Origin of the sequence: Arcticibacter eurypsychrophilus, from assembly GCF_001730525.1 — a bacterium.
GTDB lineage: Bacteria > Bacteroidota > Bacteroidia > Sphingobacteriales > Sphingobacteriaceae > Arcticibacter > Arcticibacter eurypsychrophilus.
This window is the reverse complement of the sequence record NZ_MDFN01000006.1, coordinates 66,245-83,901: the sequence shown is the minus strand read 5'-3', so window position 1 is coordinate 83,901 and position 17,657 is coordinate 66,245. Positions and strand designations below refer to the sequence as shown.

General features: G+C 37.1%; 21 protein-coding genes and 1 pseudogene. 6 read left to right on the top strand and 16 right to left on the bottom strand.

The features are described from left to right. Position 1: 1 nt before the first annotated feature. The 3 genes from BFL47_RS04985 to BFL47_RS04975 all read right to left on the bottom strand — a co-directional run bounded on the left by BFL47_RS04985 (position 2) and on the right by BFL47_RS04975 (position 2,867). Complete coding sequence (locus BFL47_RS04985) at positions 2-1,315, bottom strand: ATP-binding protein (protein WP_069658704.1); 1,314 nt, start codon at positions 1,313-1,315, stop codon at positions 2-4. A gap of 177 nt (positions 1,316-1,492) precedes the next feature. Then, positions 1,493-1,870 (bottom strand): DoxX family protein, encoded by a 378-nt coding sequence (locus BFL47_RS04980; protein WP_069658703.1) that lies wholly within the window; start codon positions 1,868-1,870, stop codon positions 1,493-1,495. Between the two features lie 43 nt (positions 1,871-1,913). Beyond that, positions 1,914-2,867 carry a hypothetical protein gene (locus tag BFL47_RS04975; RefSeq protein WP_139125764.1) on the bottom strand — a complete coding sequence of 318 codons (954 nt, stop codon included), beginning with the start codon at positions 2,865-2,867 and terminating at the stop codon, positions 1,914-1,916. Between the two features lie 97 nt (positions 2,868-2,964). Between BFL47_RS04975 and BFL47_RS04970 the strand changes: the two genes are divergently transcribed. Further along, positions 2,965-3,171 (top strand): site-specific integrase, encoded by a 207-nt coding sequence (locus BFL47_RS04970; RefSeq protein ID WP_069658701.1) that lies wholly within the window; start codon positions 2,965-2,967, stop codon positions 3,169-3,171. A 234-nt stretch (positions 3,172-3,405) separates the two neighbouring features. On the opposite strand, the gene BFL47_RS04965 is transcribed toward BFL47_RS04970, so the two are convergent. The 4 genes and pseudogenes from BFL47_RS04965 to BFL47_RS20015 all read right to left on the bottom strand — a co-directional run bounded on the left by BFL47_RS04965 (position 3,406) and on the right by BFL47_RS20015 (position 5,744). Continuing rightward, positions 3,406-4,254, bottom strand: coding sequence for a tyrosine-type recombinase/integrase (locus BFL47_RS04965; RefSeq protein ID WP_069658700.1), 849 nt, complete (start codon positions 4,252-4,254; stop codon positions 3,406-3,408). A 28-nt stretch (positions 4,255-4,282) separates the two neighbouring features. After that, a pseudogene (locus BFL47_RS04960) lies at positions 4,283-4,900 on the bottom strand (IS91 family transposase); the annotation flags it as partial. A 60-nt stretch (positions 4,901-4,960) separates the two neighbouring features. Continuing rightward, a complete protein-coding gene (locus tag BFL47_RS20020) occupies positions 4,961-5,332 on the bottom strand; it encodes a tyrosine-type recombinase/integrase (protein WP_245681309.1) in 372 nt (123 codons plus the stop codon). Between the two features lie 16 nt (positions 5,333-5,348). After that, a complete protein-coding gene (locus BFL47_RS20015) occupies positions 5,349-5,744 on the bottom strand; it encodes a hypothetical protein (protein WP_211480931.1) in 396 nt (131 codons plus the stop codon). A gap of 410 nt (positions 5,745-6,154) precedes the next feature. Here BFL47_RS20015 and BFL47_RS04950 point away from each other — a divergent pair, with 410 nt between their 5' ends. Further along, positions 6,155-6,556, top strand: a complete 402-nt coding sequence (locus tag BFL47_RS04950; RefSeq protein WP_069658698.1) for a hypothetical protein — start codon at positions 6,155-6,157, stop codon at positions 6,554-6,556. A gap of 418 nt (positions 6,557-6,974) precedes the next feature. Here BFL47_RS04950 and BFL47_RS04945 read toward each other — a convergent pair whose 3' ends face one another. Together BFL47_RS04945 and BFL47_RS04940 are read right to left on the bottom strand one after the other, a co-directional pair. Further along, complete coding sequence (locus BFL47_RS04945; RefSeq protein WP_069658697.1) at positions 6,975-7,310, bottom strand: YciI family protein; 336 nt, start codon at positions 7,308-7,310, stop codon at positions 6,975-6,977. Between the two features lie 10 nt (positions 7,311-7,320). Further along, positions 7,321-7,956: an NAD(P)-dependent oxidoreductase gene (locus BFL47_RS04940; protein ID WP_069658696.1), complete on the bottom strand. Its 636-nt coding sequence runs from the start codon at positions 7,954-7,956 to the stop codon at positions 7,321-7,323. Between the two features lie 157 nt (positions 7,957-8,113). Here BFL47_RS04940 and BFL47_RS04935 point away from each other — a divergent pair, with 157 nt between their 5' ends. Then, positions 8,114-8,437 (top strand): winged helix-turn-helix transcriptional regulator, encoded by a 324-nt coding sequence (locus BFL47_RS04935; protein ID WP_245681306.1) that lies wholly within the window; start codon positions 8,114-8,116, stop codon positions 8,435-8,437. A gap of 121 nt (positions 8,438-8,558) precedes the next feature. Here the strand turns inward: BFL47_RS04935 and BFL47_RS20350 are convergent, their stop codons facing one another. Then, a complete protein-coding gene (locus BFL47_RS20350) occupies positions 8,559-8,681 on the bottom strand; it encodes a hypothetical protein (RefSeq protein ID WP_262482882.1) in 123 nt (40 codons plus the stop codon). Positions 8,682-8,790: 109 nt separating this feature from the next. Further along, a complete protein-coding gene (locus BFL47_RS04930) occupies positions 8,791-9,186 on the bottom strand; it encodes a winged helix-turn-helix transcriptional regulator (protein WP_069658694.1) in 396 nt (131 codons plus the stop codon). Between the two features lie 97 nt (positions 9,187-9,283). Between BFL47_RS04930 and BFL47_RS04925 the strand changes: the two genes are divergently transcribed. The 3 genes from BFL47_RS04925 to BFL47_RS04910 all read left to right on the top strand — a co-directional run bounded on the left by BFL47_RS04925 (position 9,284) and on the right by BFL47_RS04910 (position 11,832). Continuing rightward, positions 9,284-9,823, top strand: a complete 540-nt coding sequence (locus BFL47_RS04925; RefSeq protein WP_069658693.1) for an NAD(P)H-dependent oxidoreductase — start codon at positions 9,284-9,286, stop codon at positions 9,821-9,823. A gap of 24 nt (positions 9,824-9,847) precedes the next feature. Beyond that, positions 9,848-10,222 (top strand): hypothetical protein, encoded by a 375-nt coding sequence (locus BFL47_RS04920; protein ID WP_069658692.1) that lies wholly within the window; start codon positions 9,848-9,850, stop codon positions 10,220-10,222. 1,082 nt (positions 10,223-11,304) lie between these two features. After that, positions 11,305-11,832 (top strand): HXXEE domain-containing protein, encoded by a 528-nt coding sequence (locus tag BFL47_RS04910; RefSeq protein ID WP_069658691.1) that lies wholly within the window; start codon positions 11,305-11,307, stop codon positions 11,830-11,832. Positions 11,833-12,899: 1,067 nt separating this feature from the next. Here BFL47_RS04910 and BFL47_RS04905 read toward each other — a convergent pair. From BFL47_RS04905 to BFL47_RS04885, 5 genes are all read right to left on the bottom strand, one after another. Further along, entirely contained in the window at positions 12,900-13,094 is a 195-nt protein-coding gene (locus tag BFL47_RS04905) for a hypothetical protein (protein ID WP_139125763.1), read from the bottom strand. 404 nt (positions 13,095-13,498) lie between these two features. Further along, positions 13,499-14,464, bottom strand: coding sequence for a hypothetical protein (locus tag BFL47_RS04900; RefSeq protein WP_069658689.1), 966 nt, complete (start codon positions 14,462-14,464; stop codon positions 13,499-13,501). Between the two features lie 487 nt (positions 14,465-14,951). Continuing rightward, a complete protein-coding gene (locus tag BFL47_RS04895; RefSeq protein ID WP_069658688.1) occupies positions 14,952-15,254 on the bottom strand; it encodes a helix-turn-helix domain-containing protein in 303 nt (100 codons plus the stop codon). Continuing rightward, on the bottom strand, positions 15,238-15,396 hold the full coding sequence (locus BFL47_RS20185; RefSeq protein WP_245681308.1) for a type II toxin-antitoxin system RelE/ParE family toxin: 159 nt from the start codon (positions 15,394-15,396) through the stop codon (positions 15,238-15,240). The genes BFL47_RS04895 and BFL47_RS20185 overlap by 17 nt, the downstream gene beginning before the upstream one ends. 620 nt (positions 15,397-16,016) lie before the next feature. Beyond that, complete coding sequence (locus BFL47_RS04885; RefSeq protein ID WP_069658749.1) at positions 16,017-17,543, bottom strand: ATP-binding protein; 1,527 nt, start codon at positions 17,541-17,543, stop codon at positions 16,017-16,019. Positions 17,544-17,657 lie beyond the last annotated feature (114 nt).

Here is a 17,657-nt window from a genome sequence, read left to right as displayed (position 1 = left end):
ATTATGATACGGCTTCAGCTACCGCATAAATAGGGAAAACCTGAATCTTTGCATATGAGGAATAATTCTCAAGCGAAAAACGAACTCCTTTTAGGGATTTCTTTTCTTTCATAAATACGAACAAACTTTGCATCGAACCTTTCTTTCCTGACTTTACTTCGATGGGTACAATATTGTCTTTTTGCTGGATAACATAGTCAACTTCCGCATTGCTGCTCTTGGCCTCTCTATGCCAGAAGTACAAGTTTTCTTGCCGGTAACAGGAAGAAGACTTTAATAGCTCTAATCCCACATATTGTTCTGCAATGGCGCCTTTATTAATTGTATCAAAATCATCCTCGAATAATATATCAGTTATCTGTAAACCCCGTAACCGCTGGAAGATGCCGGTATCCAGCAACAGCATTTTGCGTTTCTTGGGATTAGCTTCTGCACCTAACGGTAGACCGTTGGCAGCCGTGTGAGTTACTGGGATGATCAATCCTGACATCACTAACAAATCTACAGCTTCCTTAATCTGCTTATGATTAGCCTCTGTAGCTGCCTTTGTGTATATAAATTTGCCCCCAGACTGCCCAACTACTGAATCGAATACTTCAGAAATGCGTAAAAAGGGAACTTGCTTTTTATATTTGGCAAAATCTGCTTTTAACGATGTAATAAGGTCGTCTAAAACCTGCCCGCACCGGTTAATGTCTTGATGCTCAACATAGGAGGCCACTACTTCAGGCATACCACCTAGTATTAAAAAACGCTTGACATGATTAAGTAATTTCTGATGTATAGGTTCTGTCAGCGGTTTTTCGAACGTCGCCTTTTTTTTAGCAGCTAATAGTTGCAGTTCACCGGTTCCGGTAAGATATTCGTCAAATGATAGTGGATATACAAAAAGAGACCTGATTCTGCCTACTCCAAAAGATGGAATTTCTGCAAGAGCAAACTCAAGTAATGAACCTGCTGCTATTACATGAAGCTCCTGGTATTTTTCGTAAAAGAACCGTAAAGAAGAGATAGCTGGGATACAAGCCTGTATTTCATCAAAGAACAACAATGTTTTTCCTGGTATGATAGGGATATTATATAATATGGACAGGTTTTCGCATAGCTCTTTGGGATTTAAATCGCCCTCAAATAAACGATGAACCCGCCGTTGCTCTTCAAAGTTAACTTCAAGATAGAAGTCAAACTGTTTTGCTAATTCCCTGATGGCGGTTGATTTACCTACCTGTCTGGCTCCACGAATTAACAAGGGCTTACCCTCTTTTTCATTTCGCCATAAGACGAGTTCCTGATCAATTTTCCGAGGTAAATACATTTTTACAAGGCAATAAGTGTGTTTTATTTATATTTTTACAAGGCAATAATAGTGTATATTTTACATTTTTACAAGGTAATAATATAATTGTACCCTGTAAATATCCTTCATCCTTTCAAAAAGGTCCATATACTAACAGCAGCAAATTTTTTAATATCATTCTAAAAGGCATACCTTTTAAGCGACGGCAACTCCAACAGGCGTTTTAGTATATGTATAAGCCCAGTAGATCAATACAAGTTGAAGCGGCAACCTTGCGACAGCCACCCATAAATACGGATTATTCTGAGCTTTATAATTCAGCATCATTTGCACATTGGCCGGAAATACAGCCAAAAGCAACAGAATGATACACCATGCTGCATAAGGTCTTGACTTTATAGGAATTAGCAGTAATGCAAACAAAATCTCGCAGATTCCACTGATGATCACGAATTGAAAATGCCAACCCAGCCAAGCCGGCATAATATCCATGTATCCCTCCGGAAGAATAAGGTGGATTACACCTGCGAATACGTATAGGACTACCATTAGGTAAAGAAAAAATGTCTTCATATGTTATTAATAATACTAGTTCGAAGGTCGGCAATATGTCTCGTTACTCGTAGCTTTTCTTTTGCTCAGCCTCCATTTTTATTCTTTTATTGATGTCAACTTTTGCGCCTTTTAGCACATAAATCGAAATAGTATCTTCTCTTGCATACTTGTTGATCCTTTTTGCAGACAAATACACTTCTTGAAACAAAGGAATTTCAGTCTTTCTTTCGCTGTCTTCATCATCAGACTCTTTAACCAGAATTACATCACTGATTTTTTGATCATATTTTAACCAACTAACATAGTCTGCCTCAAAAGAATGCGCCTGTATTTCCTTATTTTTCTTGTAATAATTAATTGCACCTGCCTGCCCGTAGTTGTCGCATAGTATCAGGGTATGATCTAATTTGGGCAAGCCCTCACAAATTGAATCAACTTTTTCCGCTAATTCTTTCCAACCCAGCATATCAGCGTAATCCTGAGGTATTAAATGTTGCTTCCCATCCTCCCAGCGAAGCATTCCTAAATCCGAATACGTCTTTGCATGTTGGACAATATATTTAGGACTTTTACTGGGAAATGCGAAATTGTACATTGGGATAAATAATAAAATAGGAATGGCAATTAGAATAGGTTGTAGATATCTTGCCCAGCCGAACTTCAATTTATCTGCAACGTATACAGAACCAAAAGCTATATAAATAGGATATACGCCGATAGAATAGTAGTCTTTGGCTTTAAAATACATGAAAACCAGAATAGTAAAAATAATAGACCAGAAGAATGACCGATACGGTTTGAATGGCTTGTGAAATAGCAAAGCAACCACTCCGGAAATGATGACCACAAAAGCACCGACAAAGAAAAGAAATTGAGATTTCAAGAATTCCAACCGGTCTACATTTACCAATTGAGTTTGTGCCAACACTTTCATGTGATCTATGACAGGAACATTGTTATTGTACTGCCATATCAGGTTGGGGGCGATTAAAACTAACACCAATAAAATTGACAAATAGAATCTTTTTACAAGGAAGACTTTCTTCTGTTGTATCCGTCCTATGAACTACATATTTGATTCCAGTGATAATTTCACGAAGTTTTGCGGGTAAATGCATTTGTTGCAGGCTGGTGTTAATCTTGTTTATATCCGGGATATTCTAGGCCATGTGTCCGTCCAGACAACAGAGATCTATGCCAGGGCTGATTCGCGTGCAAAAAGAGAAGCTCTTGAAAAGGCTTACATTGCCGTTGTGCCTAAAAAAGCACCTATTTGGATGTCAAATGACAACCTACTGGATTGGCTTAAGCGCTTTTGAACCTGTTTATTATGTAAAGTTATGTGATGAAAAATCATTGCTGTCTTGAAATACAAGCAAGAACTCGTCACATACTTTACATAACCCTCAGCTATGCATAACCCAATTTATGTAAAGCTTTACATAAATTGGGTTATGCATAGCTGAGGGTTATGTAAAGTATGTGACGAGTTCTTGCTTGTATTTCAAGACAGCAATGATTTTTCATCACATAACTTTACATAATAAACAGGTTCAAAAGCGCTTAAGCCAATCCAGTAGGTTGTCATTTGACATCCAAATAGGTGCTTTTTTAGGCACAACGGCAATGTAAGCCTTTTCAAGAGCTTCTCTTTTTGCACGCGAATCAGCCCTGGCATAGATCTCTGTTGTCTGGACGGACACATGGCCTAGAATATCCCGGATATAAACAAGATTAACACCAGCCTGCAACAAATGCATCGCTTTTGAATGTCTCAGTACATGGCAGCTGATCTTGTCTGGCAAATGGATATTGCTGTTTCTCTTGGCCATATCTGCATATTTCAGCAAGATATAATTCACTCCAGCACGGGTAAGTTTATCACCACGGCTGTTAAAGAACAATGCATGCTCTCTGTTGTAAGTCTGTACAAGTTCGTGTTCCCTGAGATAGGGCGTTAACAACTTCACTTGTTCCTCAAGCATTGGGACGATTCGGGTCTTATTACCTTTACCAGTGATTCGAATGGTACTCAGCTTATCGATCCTCAGACTAGAAGGCCTCAGGTCTATGACCTCCTGTACCCGTGCACCTGTGTCATACATCAGGGAAAGCAAAGCCAGGTCGCGTCTGCCTTTGACGGTGCGTATATCTGGCTGTTTTAAAAGTACCTTTATTGCATCGACCGATAGATAGTTCATAGGAACATTGGCCTTTCTTTTCATCGGTATGTTCAGTATCTTCTGACATTCATACAAGTGCTCCGGATGTTGATATTGAATGTAGTTAAAAAAGGCATGTATAGCAGCTAGTCTTGCATTCCGTGTCGCGTTGCTGTTCTTGCGTTCTGCTTGCAGCCAATCCAGGAAGCCAACAACAGTTGCCTGAGATATGGTTTGCAATGTAAGCCGTGATACTTTAACGTGTTGCGTTCTTTGCTTTTAAACTATGCATAAACTTTCCCCTGAATGCTTTGCTTAGGGACTTTACCGGAAACAGGTATTTGCCATCACTCTTAGCCATTTTCCATTTCCCCCGTTCTGTTAACCCTCCCCCGGGAACGATGCAGTGCAGGTGCGGGTGCAGGGAAAGGGTTTGCCCCCAGGTATGCAGGATGGCAATCATCCCGGTGGCTGCGCCCAGGTGCTTAGGATCCATACCGAACTTTTTCAGGGTTTGCCAGGCTGCCTCAAAGAGGGTGTCATAGAGTTCTTTCGGTTGATGGATAGCAAGGGGGTTCAGCAGATCGGGCAGGGTAAATACTACATGGAAATACGGTACCGGCAGAAGTTCATTTTCTCTGGCGGCAATCCATTCTTCCCGTTTAATACCCTGACATTTGGGGCAATGGCGGTTGCGGCAGGAGTTGTAGCTGATGCGGGTAATTCCGCAGGATGTGCAGGCATCGATATGCTCGCCCAGGTCTGCTGTCCGGCATTTTTTTATGGCCGATAAGGTGCGCAGTTGCCAGGAGTTGATACCTGGATATTTTTCCACCGCAGGCCACTGCGCTTTAAGCACATCAGCCACTTCAAACGCAGGCTGCATTTACAGTTTACCGTATAAGGTATCCAGCGGAGAAAAAGGTTTCCTTCTGCCGGACCTGGGCTACATGCAGATACACCATCGTGGTATCGATGCATCCATGCCCAGCAAATCTTTAATGGACATAATATCCAGACCCTCTTCCAGCAAATGCGTGGCGAAGGTATGACGAAGGGTATGTACCGTCATTTCTTTGGTAATGCCCGCTGCTTTCTTTGCTTCTTTTACCGCCCATTGCACTCCGCGCTGAGAATACCGGTTGTCAAAATCACCTCCGGCACGGCCATCGGGCTGACCGTTAAAGAGCCATTCTTCCGGGTTTTCTGCGCCGATGTAAGATTGTAGTCCCCGGATCAGGATGGGGCTTAGCGGAACGTACCTGTCTTTTTTGCCTTTTCCTTTCTGCACATGAAGCATCCGGCGGTCAAAGTCCAGATCGGCCAGCCTGACATTACGGGCCTCGAAACAGCGCAGGCCGCAACCATAGAGCAGACAGGGTCAGGATACGGTGCTTGAGGAGTTTAGGTGCTTTAAGCAGCCGCTTCATTTCCTCCCGGGAGAGTACAACGGGGAGCTTTTTCTCGTGTTTGATGCTGGGCAGTTCGATGTGTTTATCCTTAAGGCCCAGCATCCGGAAAGCAAAGCGGAGGCCGTAAACGGTGAACTTAAAATACGAATCAGACAGCGTTGGGTGCTGCTGCTGCACCATGTACAGGTAGTCATTAATCTGATCGGTATCCAGATCGGTGGGCAAACAGCCGAAATGAAGGGCCATTTTAGCCAGATGGGTGCTGTAGCCAGTTAACGTACTCCGGCTTTTGCCGGTGATGGAAACTTTTTGCTGCATCCGGGCATACAAGTCGGAAAATCCTGCTACATTCGTACAAGCAGAGCTGATTAAGGTTGGAGTATCTTTTTTTTCATAACTATAAACTTAATCTAGTTCTGTTAATTTTAGGCTAAGGCGGTAGAAAAACTACCGAAGGTTTAGTGCAACATCGGTTTGGCGTTATGGCGGCTGGCGGAACTCATTCAACAGTTGTGCTACTATTAAACTTTTGTGCTAAATTTGGGCTGACGGTTTTCAAATGCCACCACAAACGCCAAGCCGTGAACCCGTACTCGGTCATTGTAACGAATGAAAGTGTAAACTTTAAACAGTCGAGCAATAATTTAGGACCATAATATTAATTTTTACAACTTTGAAAAAGAGAAACACTGAAATACGTAGTATGCTCAACTAAAAATATTAATGGAATGATAAGAAACTATTATTACTTGATTGTAGGCATTCTTTCAATTCTTTTCTCCTTTACACATGCGTGGAATGGACAAACTAATTTTCTGCCTATTACTAATGTATCTGACTTTGACCTGACTACTCAAACGACCATATTCTATATTTGGCATATTCTGACGGCTGAAAATTTAATTTTTGGTATCGCATTTCTTGTGATGTCAATTTATAAAGATTTATCAAAAGTAAGATTTACTGCTTGGATGATTGCTTTTATAATGATTGCCCGTTGGGTAGTAATCTTTGGTAGTACATTATATAAAAATAAAAATGGCGTTGCAGATACTTTAAATGACTCACTAGCAATAATTATTTTCGTTGGCTTAATACTTTTAGGAACAAGAAAAAACTTTAAAAATTAAGGTGGAGAATGGCGAATCAAAAAGAATTAAATTATGATACATTAACACGACTAGTAAAAAACAACATTGCTAATCGAGTAGACGGCCTCACTGCTTGTAAGCAATGAGGTGCGCCTCTCACACCACCGTACGTACGGGGCTCGTATACGACGATTCGATATTGCCATAAATCTATAAATTCTTAATGATATCGCTTTGTGTACGATCTATCAACGTACTGTATAGATGGGGTACAAAGAAAGGGAACAAATCTGTCACGACTTCGCTGTAGAAAATTACAACCTTTTTGCATTAATTATTGCAATGTAATGCTTTAGGATTGACAGTAAGCTGCTCCGTGAATCAAATACTTCTGTACTAAAACAGTGTTAGCATCAGAATACAAGTATTCTTTTTATTCCGGGATGCCAATTACTATTCATAATGGTCTTGGCAATGTCTCCCTGACTTCGACTGTACCAAATTGCTCCATGTGTGGACATTGCTTTGCCAATTGAACAGCACTTTCATAGTTTTCAGCTTTTATTATAATTACACTTACAAGTTTAAGATTGTTAAATAATACATTCCCTTTGCTAACAATCCTTTCACTTTCGGAGATCAAATATCCTTCATTTGGAAACACATAACTTGAAACGAAGATTTGATTTTCCTTCCATCTTCGGGTTACGAGGTTCCAAGCATCATTGATTTTTAGGGCATCTGTCCTGCCATAATTTGCGGGCACTCTATTTATTAAAATGTATTCGTTCATTCCAAAATATTTAATAGGCTACTTCAATAATAGATTTATATGATTTAGGGTCGTTCACGGTTTTCAGCATATACGCTGCAAGGTCTGCACGTGATATTGTCGGGATTTTGCGCAACGGTTGTTTGGTAACTTCTCTATACTTCCCTGTTTTTTTGCCATTTGTAAGCTTAGGCGCTCTTACAACCGTGTAATTTAGTTTAGAACTTTTCAATTTACTTTCCATCAGCTTCATATCTTTATAAACAGGTTTGTAGATACGTTGTAAAACATTTTTCAAAAGAAAGGTCATTATAAAGGAACTTTTGGGTGGAATATCTATTGCTCCGGATGAGATACAAATAATTCGCTTCGCTTTTGTTTTTTCCATTGCGGTTATAATATTCTCCATACTTTCCGAGTATAATGTGGTTGGCTGCACTTTGGGAATTCCCAGACAGGATATTACTGCATCGGCATCAATAAATTGATCTTCAAATGTGTCTGGCTGAAGCACATCGCCCTTAATAATTTTCAAGTTTGGGTTTGAAATATTGAAAGTTTCCGGTTGCCTAACAACCACTTTAACTTGATGCCCAGCTCGTAGGGCTTGTTCTACGACTTGTCTGCCGGTACCACCAGTTGCCCCAAATACAATTATCTTATCCATATTATTTTGTTTTATATCTGTACAAAGGTATTTTTGTACTTACCAATATACAAGTACACACCCCAAAGTAGGTATCCAAATGACCGAGATAAAAAAAACTTCAACGATTCAGTTTAACAAACAAACCGTTTTTAAATTATGTCCGATTACATATGTAATGGAAAAGATCGGCAGTTACTGGAAACCAATTATCTTGTTTCACTTATTATCAGGCAGTAGGCGGTATGGTGAGTTGAAAAAAGCAATGCCGCATATCACCGAAAAAATGTTAATTCAGCATTTGAAACAATTAGAAGCTGATGGATTAGTCTTACGAAAAGCTTTGCCCATAATTCCACCGAACGTTACTTATAGCTTGACGAAGTCAGGTGAGGGTTTACGGACGGTTCTTTACGAAATGGCGAATTGGGCAATTCAGAATGATCAAAAAGAAGATGAACCACTTTTTAAAAATTTGAAAGATTTTCCAAAGTTGAAGTAACCTTTATCGAACTATGGTCTAATTAGAGGCGGCAGAAGAAGTCCAGGCTTCACTGTCGAAATTACTAGCTCTTTACATGAAGATTGAAGTGCCTATAAATATTGATTTTACCCCTTAAAATTTAGGAGAACCTTACCGAAATGTTTTCCTGCTTCAAATAGCTTAGCGCTTCAAAAAGTTGATCGATATCAAAAGTCTTTTCAACTATGGGTTTTATATTATTGACTTCAATAACCTTGTTCATAGTTTTAAATGACGATGTTTAGGTATTTGCGTAGTAGATGCAATGAAGTTCCGTCAGCCGAATTTAATAAAGTTTCATCGTCACAAAAGTAGGCCTTAATGTGAAGCCGCTATTGCGCCAATACCTTGTGCGTAGTGCAACTTTTTTCAGCGTTCCTTGTTTTTCTGTGGTTTTTTCCCCATTCTCCAAGTTGTTTCAGAATAGGACTAAGTTCTTGTCCGCTTTTTGTCAATTCATACTCAACTCTCGGCGGAACTTCCGCATAAACGGTTCGCTTCACTAAATCGCCTTCTTCCATTTTTCTTAGTTGAAGTGTCAGCATTCTTTCCGTGATGGTAGGAATACGTTTTTTCAGTTCACCAAACCTTAGTTTACCTGTTGTTAAATGGCAACAAATTACAAGTGTCCATTGTCCCGCAATAAGACTAGCCGCAAAAATTTGGTCGCATTCATTGAGAAAAATCTTGTTCTCAAAATTAGTTGATGTTTCTTTTATTTTACTCATTACTTACATCTATGATAGTACCATACATTTGGTTGTAAAGCTACAAAATAATAAGTTACCCTCTACATTTGCTGCATCATTTAAAAAAGAATAACAGATGAAGGCATTAGTATTTGTAATCCACCCAAATTTAGGGGACAGGTCAATAGTCAATAAGCATTGGTTTGACGAATTGAAAAAGTATCCTGAAAAATTTACCGTCCATAACCTCTATGAACTCTACCCTGATGGAAACATTGATGTAGAAGCAGAACAGAAACTCGTTGAGGCACACGAAAAAATTGTATTCCAATTTCCTGTGTATTGGCTAAGTAGTCCGCCTTTATTTAAAAAATGGCTTGATGAAGTTTTGTCTTATGGTTGGGCTTATGGCGCAGGTAGCTATAAATTGGAAGGCAAAAAGATTGCTTTGGCATTAACAACTTCGGCAGATGAAAAAACATACTCTGAAGAAGGAGCATTTAAATACACTCTAAAGGAATTTACCCGCACTTTTGAAATTACTTTTGAATGGATAAAAGCGGATTACCGGCCTTATTTTGCATTTTTTGGTGCTCCGCATACAGCTGACGAAGCCAATTTGAAAAAAATTGAGCAAAGTGCTAAAGACTATGTTTCGTATGTCGAAACTTTGTAGAACCTATTGATAAACGTACAGAATATGAAAATTATTAAAGATTTACCTTGTTATTTTCTTTCCATAATATTTTTAGTTTTTGGGTTAAACGGCTTTTTAAATTTTATTCCATTACCACCACCTGTTGGAGATAGTGCTACTTTTCTTGGTGTTTTGTTTTCTACAGGTTACTTAAAAGTTGTTAAAACGATAGAAATTATTTGTGCCATATTCCTTCTCATTCCCAAAACCAGGGCATTGGGTCTTGTATTACTTATGCCGATAGTGGTCAATATATTATTGTTTGAATTAATCGTGGCGAAGGCTCCGGGCTTAAGTGTTTTCTTATTTATTTTGACAGGGATAGGTTTATATCTTAACCGTGATAAGTATACTTCAATGTTGCCAAAATTCAATTAGGAAGTATTTTTAAGAATTTATCGAAGAGCCAAAATGTTAATTCATTTGGCTCTTTCTTTTTAAAATTGCGACAATTACTAAAAATATGGATGTTTTCATACTTTTGAGGGTCGCTCTATAATGACCGTTACAGAGTGAATATATTCCGTACCAAGTATATTTCTCTTATTAAGGAACTTTTTATTAAGTGTAGCATATAGATATTGTTATCTTTTTTTGAGACAAAAGGCGATAGATTCTTCCAAAACTTCGAGCAGAAGGACGGCTACGGGCATTTACATCTTATTATTGCTTAGTAAGATATCAGAATTGAAGTAAATTAAAGAAAGGGAGAAAAAGTACCACGACTTCGCTGTAGAAAAATTGCCTGCCCTTAATAAACGACCGTTCAAATAAACATAACATGGCTCTAGTTTGCGAAAGATAAAGTTTGGCATATCTGCGTTGGCGCGTTTCAGAACTAATTCGTTTGAGTCATTAACAACAACGGTAATGCGAAAAGGATTGTTCCAATTATAAAGATTAATGTCAAAATATGTACGAACTTATTTTTCCTTTTTAAAAATATAAATTGCTCAATTGTCCTTCCTAGCCAAAATAGAGAAATACCTGCCAAAAATGCTTTTCCAAGATTACAGGTCAATAATTCTTGAGGATAGATAAAACCAATAACAGCAACAAATAAGAAAAGATAAATTATCCTGGTATTTAGTATTTGCACAATTGCTTTGTTTGCAAAGCTTAACTTTTATAACTCTGTTCTCCAATGGAATAACCTCCAAAATAAAATATGGAAGATTGCAAAACCAGTCGAATACAGGCCACATAGAAATATTATTGTCTTCATTTAGTATTGGGGTAAATTAAAGAAAAGTACAAAAATTACCACGACTTCGCTGTAGGATTTTTTCTTGGGAGTCTCCTTGAATATTCAATTGTCTGTCATAATTATTTTCCTACCGTATTTAAATATCACTCACCATATCAGAATAACGGTTGTTAAAAAGTAATTATGCTGTTTTTATAACAGTATTTAATCGTGAAACGATTGAATATTTACAAATAAAAAGCTATAGTTGTAAATGAAACAATATTTCTTAATGTCACTTTTGCCTATTGTTTTTATGTTCCATGATTTTGAAGAAATAATCTTTTTTAAGCCATGGCTCAGAGAGAATAGCGTTTTGCTCAAAACTAGATTCCCAAAGCTATCTGAACGTATTTTGCCTCATTTAGAAAAGCTTTCAACTGCGGCATTTAGCCTAGCTGTAGCTGAGGAGTTTATTCTTCTTTCTTTTATAACCTATGTTTCGATTTGGGCGCAAAGTTATTTTTTATGGTTTGCTGCATTTATGGCATTTTCAATTCATTTAATAGTGCACCTTATACAATGGATTATTCTAAGGAAATATATACCTTCTATTGTTACTTCTATATTTAGTCTGCCGTATTGCGTTTATACTTTTGATGCTTTTATTTCTATGAACGTAATGAATTCCTTTGACCTTGTTATATGGACATTGATCGGATTAGTGATAATGGTATTAAATTTAGTTCTTGCCCATAAATTAGCCTTGCGTTTTGAGAAGTGGAAGACTACAACGACTTAAAGAGAATGCCAGACTAAAAAACGAACGTACCACAGCAGTTTTAAAAAATAAGGGCTCAAAAGTTTAACGTTTTGGTTTGAGTCAGAAAAGGGATCAAGGGCTTAAATTAATATCAGAAACAGGTATTAGATAAAAAATAGTACTATTTGGAATTGTAATCCCAAAAACGATGGAATCTTTTATCTTAAATGAATAAAACCGATACATCATAGCCATTGTAACCGGTGATTATATCAAATTCATAGGTATTTGCAACTTTTAAAGTACACCTGATGATGGAATTCTTAAAAGAAGAAAATAGCCAGGTTTTCCCATTTGTTATACAATGACTTTATTGCCTCATGATATGTTTTGTCTCATTTGTTTTCTATGGCTATGCTTATATGCGTATCGTGTCTTTCTTTAGCCAAGAAACCCTCAGCTAATTGCTAGGTTTGTCTTGGTTATCATATAAAAATTTTACAATTTCAAATCACTGAGTGTCTCCTTAATGTAGCCAGAAGGAAGCCTGATGCTTCGTATTGGTGAAGGAAGTTGATGGTATTCTGCTTACTTCGTGCGCGCAGGATACGGGGGAGCTCAGGTTACTATTTATATAGCTTTTTATTGATTTGGTCTCCCAATGTGTTACTAACTTATTTGCAATGCCTTTATTAAAAGGCAGAAAAAAAATAATCTACGATCAAGTATAGTCAAATCCAACAAATTTTTAGAGTTTTAAATAATTCATACGTTATTGTGTTTAGATTAAGCACAATATTAGGGATATATAAAAGCACAATTGTGGAACTTAAAATGTATTGAGGCACTTCTAGTTAATTGTGCGATTATAATTTAAAAGGTAGCTCAATGTGGATAAATTCCTTAATAACCAACCTTTATTAACCATTCGTGTAGAGATAAAATTAAACACAGCAGATACTTGTATTATATAAGGAAATGGGTTTTCTTATGCTTATAGTGAAATGATGAAGTAGCCATTATGAAAATGAGTATTAGATTTATTATCAAGAGACTTTAAATAACTTATCATGATGGATAAGTTATCTAAAGTCAAATCACTAAAATTAATCCGGTTTGTGTTCGTTCGGATTATTACCAGCCTCATTAACATGCTCACCTGGTTCATGTACCGGGCCATTAGGATCATGATTAGGAGAATGCGGATCGTGTGTTTCGTGTCCAGGCTCATGCTCTGAGATATGGGGTTCATGTTCAGGTGTGTGACCGCCACCATTGCCGTCAGGTGAAAGTAATTTCAAAGAGTTGAATAAATAGTTCATAAATTTTGATTTATTTACCAAGTTAAATACATAAAATATCTATTTCAATAGCTAGACCTAGTCATAATGTTTTATAAATCGAACATAAGTCTAATGAGTACAATAAATTATAATTTAAACCTTCCTATAAACCGTAATAATAATTAGTTGAAACCGACACTTTATAGCTAATAAAAATTATAATAAATCAGTTATCATTGGGTATTCTTCTAATTGGACAGCTCAAAGAAAAAAAAGTGACATTAGCGACCCTTAATAAGTAATCATCTTCTCTTTATTGGATAATTGAAAAATAGCTCGTTTCTTAAAGATGAACGGATAAACTGAGATAACAGATGTTTCACAGAATGGAAATTGGAAGTGTAAAAGTTAACCGTAGAACTTTAGTTCTTCTTGAATGATACCCGCTTTCCTGGCAAAGTGTCCGGGATCACCTGCTTTGATTTTATTGTGTTAATGCTCACAGGTGCCTGTTTACCGAACCGGGAATCCAATCCCAGCATCAAGAGATTGCCTTTATAAAATATTTCAGAGATCTTTTCTTCCCTGCCCGGATAAGCGGATGGTTGCATATCAACTTCTTTTGTAGGATATTCAGATGGTCTCTCTGATTGGAAAGTGCCAATAATTGCACAGGGACTGAACTCTTTATTGTTCAGCAGGATGCTTTCATTCGTATGACTGATCTTTGCGTACAACATCAGCGACATGCTCAACATTACCAGGCAGTCTTTGGGAACTGCTTCTGTAAAGGTGATTACCTGTCCATCAATGGTTTGATACCCTTCCAGGTCGATATCCTTAAAGCCCAGGTTTTCATAGTACTCTTCCCTGAAGTTAAAAGCAACCAACATTAGCCTTATGCGGTGTTTCATATAGGCTCCGCTTGCGTTTTTAGGCCGTTTGATCCCCGTTTGGGTGTTTAAGGAACCTAGATTTACACTCACCAAACCTTCCGCGTTTTTACTCACCGAGTGGCTCATTTGCAGAACTTCATCCAGTTTACTATTTGCATTAAAGTCCATGCCGTTCATTAAAGAAAGGTTCCCATCATGCAGATCCCTTTTCCCTTTCTCACCACTCACATTATTTAATATCGACCGGTACACCATTTGCGTACTCATGTAAGCTGCTGTCCCATCTTTAAAAAAATAAGCCGATTCAAATGCAGTCCTGATAACTGCTGCCGCAGAACTCGAAAGTCCAAACTCGGTAGCACTCCTGATCGTTTTATCGGTTTGCTTAAAGGCTTTTGCTTTGCCCTGGATGATGTTCTTTCCACGATACTCACGGTAAATTACCGAACCTGCGGTTCCGTGTACCATTCCTTTATTATCTATTGAAGCCATGTTTTATAATACGTTTAAACAAAGCAAGCAATTAGGTTTCTTAGTAGCGAAAGTAACAGCAAATCTTCCTAACTCTTCTCTTATACGTCATATTTAAGTCCAACTAGCTCAATATTTGAACGTGATACTGATTCAAAATCTACATCAAACAGGATAACAATTGAAATGAGTATAATTGAAAACACAAAAACATACATAAGTATCAAGTTTAAGTCCGACTTGAACTAGCCAAAACTGGACTCATTCTGGAAGCATATTGCAATCATATTAGAATGAATAACTGCCATATTGCTTTCTGTTTTTACAAATATCATTTGGTAGGATGGTAAGTAAAAGCATAAAATTTAAACTTATAAGAGGATGGCTTTTTGTAAATTGAACCATCGCTTTTTATACCGGTGCTACGGTAAAATGGAGTAGTGCAGATGAATTTACTAACATGCAATTCTTTAATACCTAGTGAAAAAGGTATTTAAAAGGTGCATTTTTATTGGATGGTGAGGTTTATTTTTCTTCCAAGTCCAAACTCAATAAGTTTATATAATGTCGAAAGTTGAATGTCACTATGTCCGTTTTCAATTCTTGATATAAAACTTTTTTTTGCGCCAATTTTGTTTGCAAGTTGTTCTTGTGTTAGATTGGCCAATTTACGCTCTTCTCTAATTAATTCACCTATTGCAAAGGATTTGGCTCTTATTTCAAAATCAATCCTCATTTCTGAACCTGTCTTTCCGTATCTTTTATCCAGATGTTGAGAAAATGTTTTGATATTTTCATTTTTTGTTTCCATTGTCCTTCTTTTTTTGTTCGTTAAGATACTCCTCCATTATTTTCTCTGCTTTCAGTAATTCTTTCGGTGGTGTCTTTTGAGTTTTCTTTTGAAATCCATTAAATAGTATCACTAAGCGTCCTTTATCTAAACAACAGAATATTCTGTAAATGTTACTTTCGTACTCTACTCGAACTTCAAAAAGCCCTTTTATTCCTCGATGCTCTTAAAGAATTTAGACGGAACTCGTTCAAGAATTGTAATCATAAAAAGCACTTCGTCAATTTTGTCCTTTACTTTATCATTTAAGGTTTTAAAAAAGGAATCAAAATGGTCTTTATAAAAAACGATTTCTCTAATTGGGTCCACTAATCAAAGTTAACGAATAATGGAACATTGTTTGTATATTGATAGAAATATTTTTGTAAATCTGATAGGCAAATGGGTTTCGGGATAAGGGATCATAGTTTTACCGTTGATAAAACTTAGGCAAAGAAGAATGTGAATCTTTGTTTAGTCTTTGATGCAGATCCTATTTAATTACTATCGGGTTTAATGTAGGAGCAAAATTTGAAAGCTAAGGATTTAGCGGAAATATTAGGAGTAAGTAAGGGGCTTGTTTCTGATATATTAAATTATAAAAAAGGCTTGTCGAAAGATATCATACGCTTACCTTCTAGTTACTTTAAGGTATCGCAGGAAGCTTTTAATCGGTCTCATCAGCTAAATTTAGAGGCAAAATAGTTATTTGAGCAAAGTGTAATACCCGAAACTTTAGTAATTCTACACCACTTCCTTAACCACATAACTATCCACAGCGCGCTTCTCAGAAGAGAAGTTAACACCAATAGCTATTTTCTTTCTTTTATCGGCAAGGTGCATATTTAAATATCCTCTTTCAAAGATCTGATCCAATGCGACTTGTGCATTGTCATCCAATTTCAGTTCCAGTACATAGATGTACTGGTCTGTATATACAGTAATATCACTTCTTCCTTTAGCACTATGCACTTCACTGTGCACATTCAAACTAACAATTTTAAAAGTTAAATGCGCTATAATATGGAATATGGATTCATGATCAGCTTTCCAATGATCGTAAGGGATAGAAGCAATCATTGCATCTAGCTGTGTGAAAATTAAACTGATGTCGTTATTTCTAAAAGCCATTACAAACTCAGTGGTAAGTTCAGCGGAATCTCCAGGATATACTTCCCGGTAAGCACTTAACAGATTGTCGAGCAAACTTAGTTCTACCTCTTTATTGGGGTAGCCCAGTGTGTATAAATCAAACTCAGCGTTGTGTGCTTTAACTGTTAAATAGCCGGTTTGAAAAAGCAGCGGAATAGACAGCATATTTTTTACATCGAACTTGCCTAATGTGCTTTTGCCAACTTTTATGTTTTCAAAATTATAATCGCCCTGATCTTTGATCTGTTTGACAAGGAAGGACGGTGTGCCGGTTTCAAACCAGTAATTGCTGAAAGTTTTATCCGTCATGAAATTCAACAGAGAGAACGGATTATACACTTTATCCACTCCATTCCAGGAATAGCCATTATACCATTGTTTAATTTTATCCAGTATGTTAGGCTCAGCTTTCTGCATTTCTGCAATTTCATGTGCAAAATTCTTTTCTACTTCTGCTTGTGTAATTCCTGCAATTGTACCAAAATCGGGTGCAAGGGTGATGTCACGCAAATTATTAAGGTCTGAAAATATGCTGATCTTCGTAAATCTGGTCACTCCAGTAATTAGCAGGAACCTGATATATTCATCCGCATCTTTTAATACGGAATAAAAGCTCTTAAATATCAAACGGTTTTCTTCAGCGGTCGGAATATCATCCAGGTAATCTATAACTGGTTTGTCGTATTCATCAATCAATATAACAACTTTGCCATTTTGAGAGGTTTTTTCAATCAGCTCCTTAAATTTATCTTTTAAATCGATCTCAACCAATGACACGCCAAGTATTGCTGCCTGGACATCCATTTCCTTGTTTAGTGCCTTATATAAACCTAATTTCTGGTAATTGATACTGCTTAATCTTAAGTGTATTACGGGATGCTTTTGCGTCCAGTTCCATTGGTCATGAATCCAAAAGCCTTCAAATAAAATCTGATTACCTGTAAAAATCTGTTTTATAGTAGACAGGAGTAATGATTTTCCAAAACGTCGCGGGCGACTTAGAAAATAATAGCTTCCAGAATCTATAAGTTTATGAATCAGCCTGGTTTTATCTATGTACACAAAACCTTCGGTTCTTATTTTCTCAAAATCCTGTATTCCTATTGGATACTTGTTCATGTATTCAAAGATAATTATTTTTTGCCATCTCATTCAAGTGCTTTGTTGTGACAAAATACCGCATTCCCAAATGAGACAAATAGACCAACTATTGAGATTTTTTTTAATTGGATT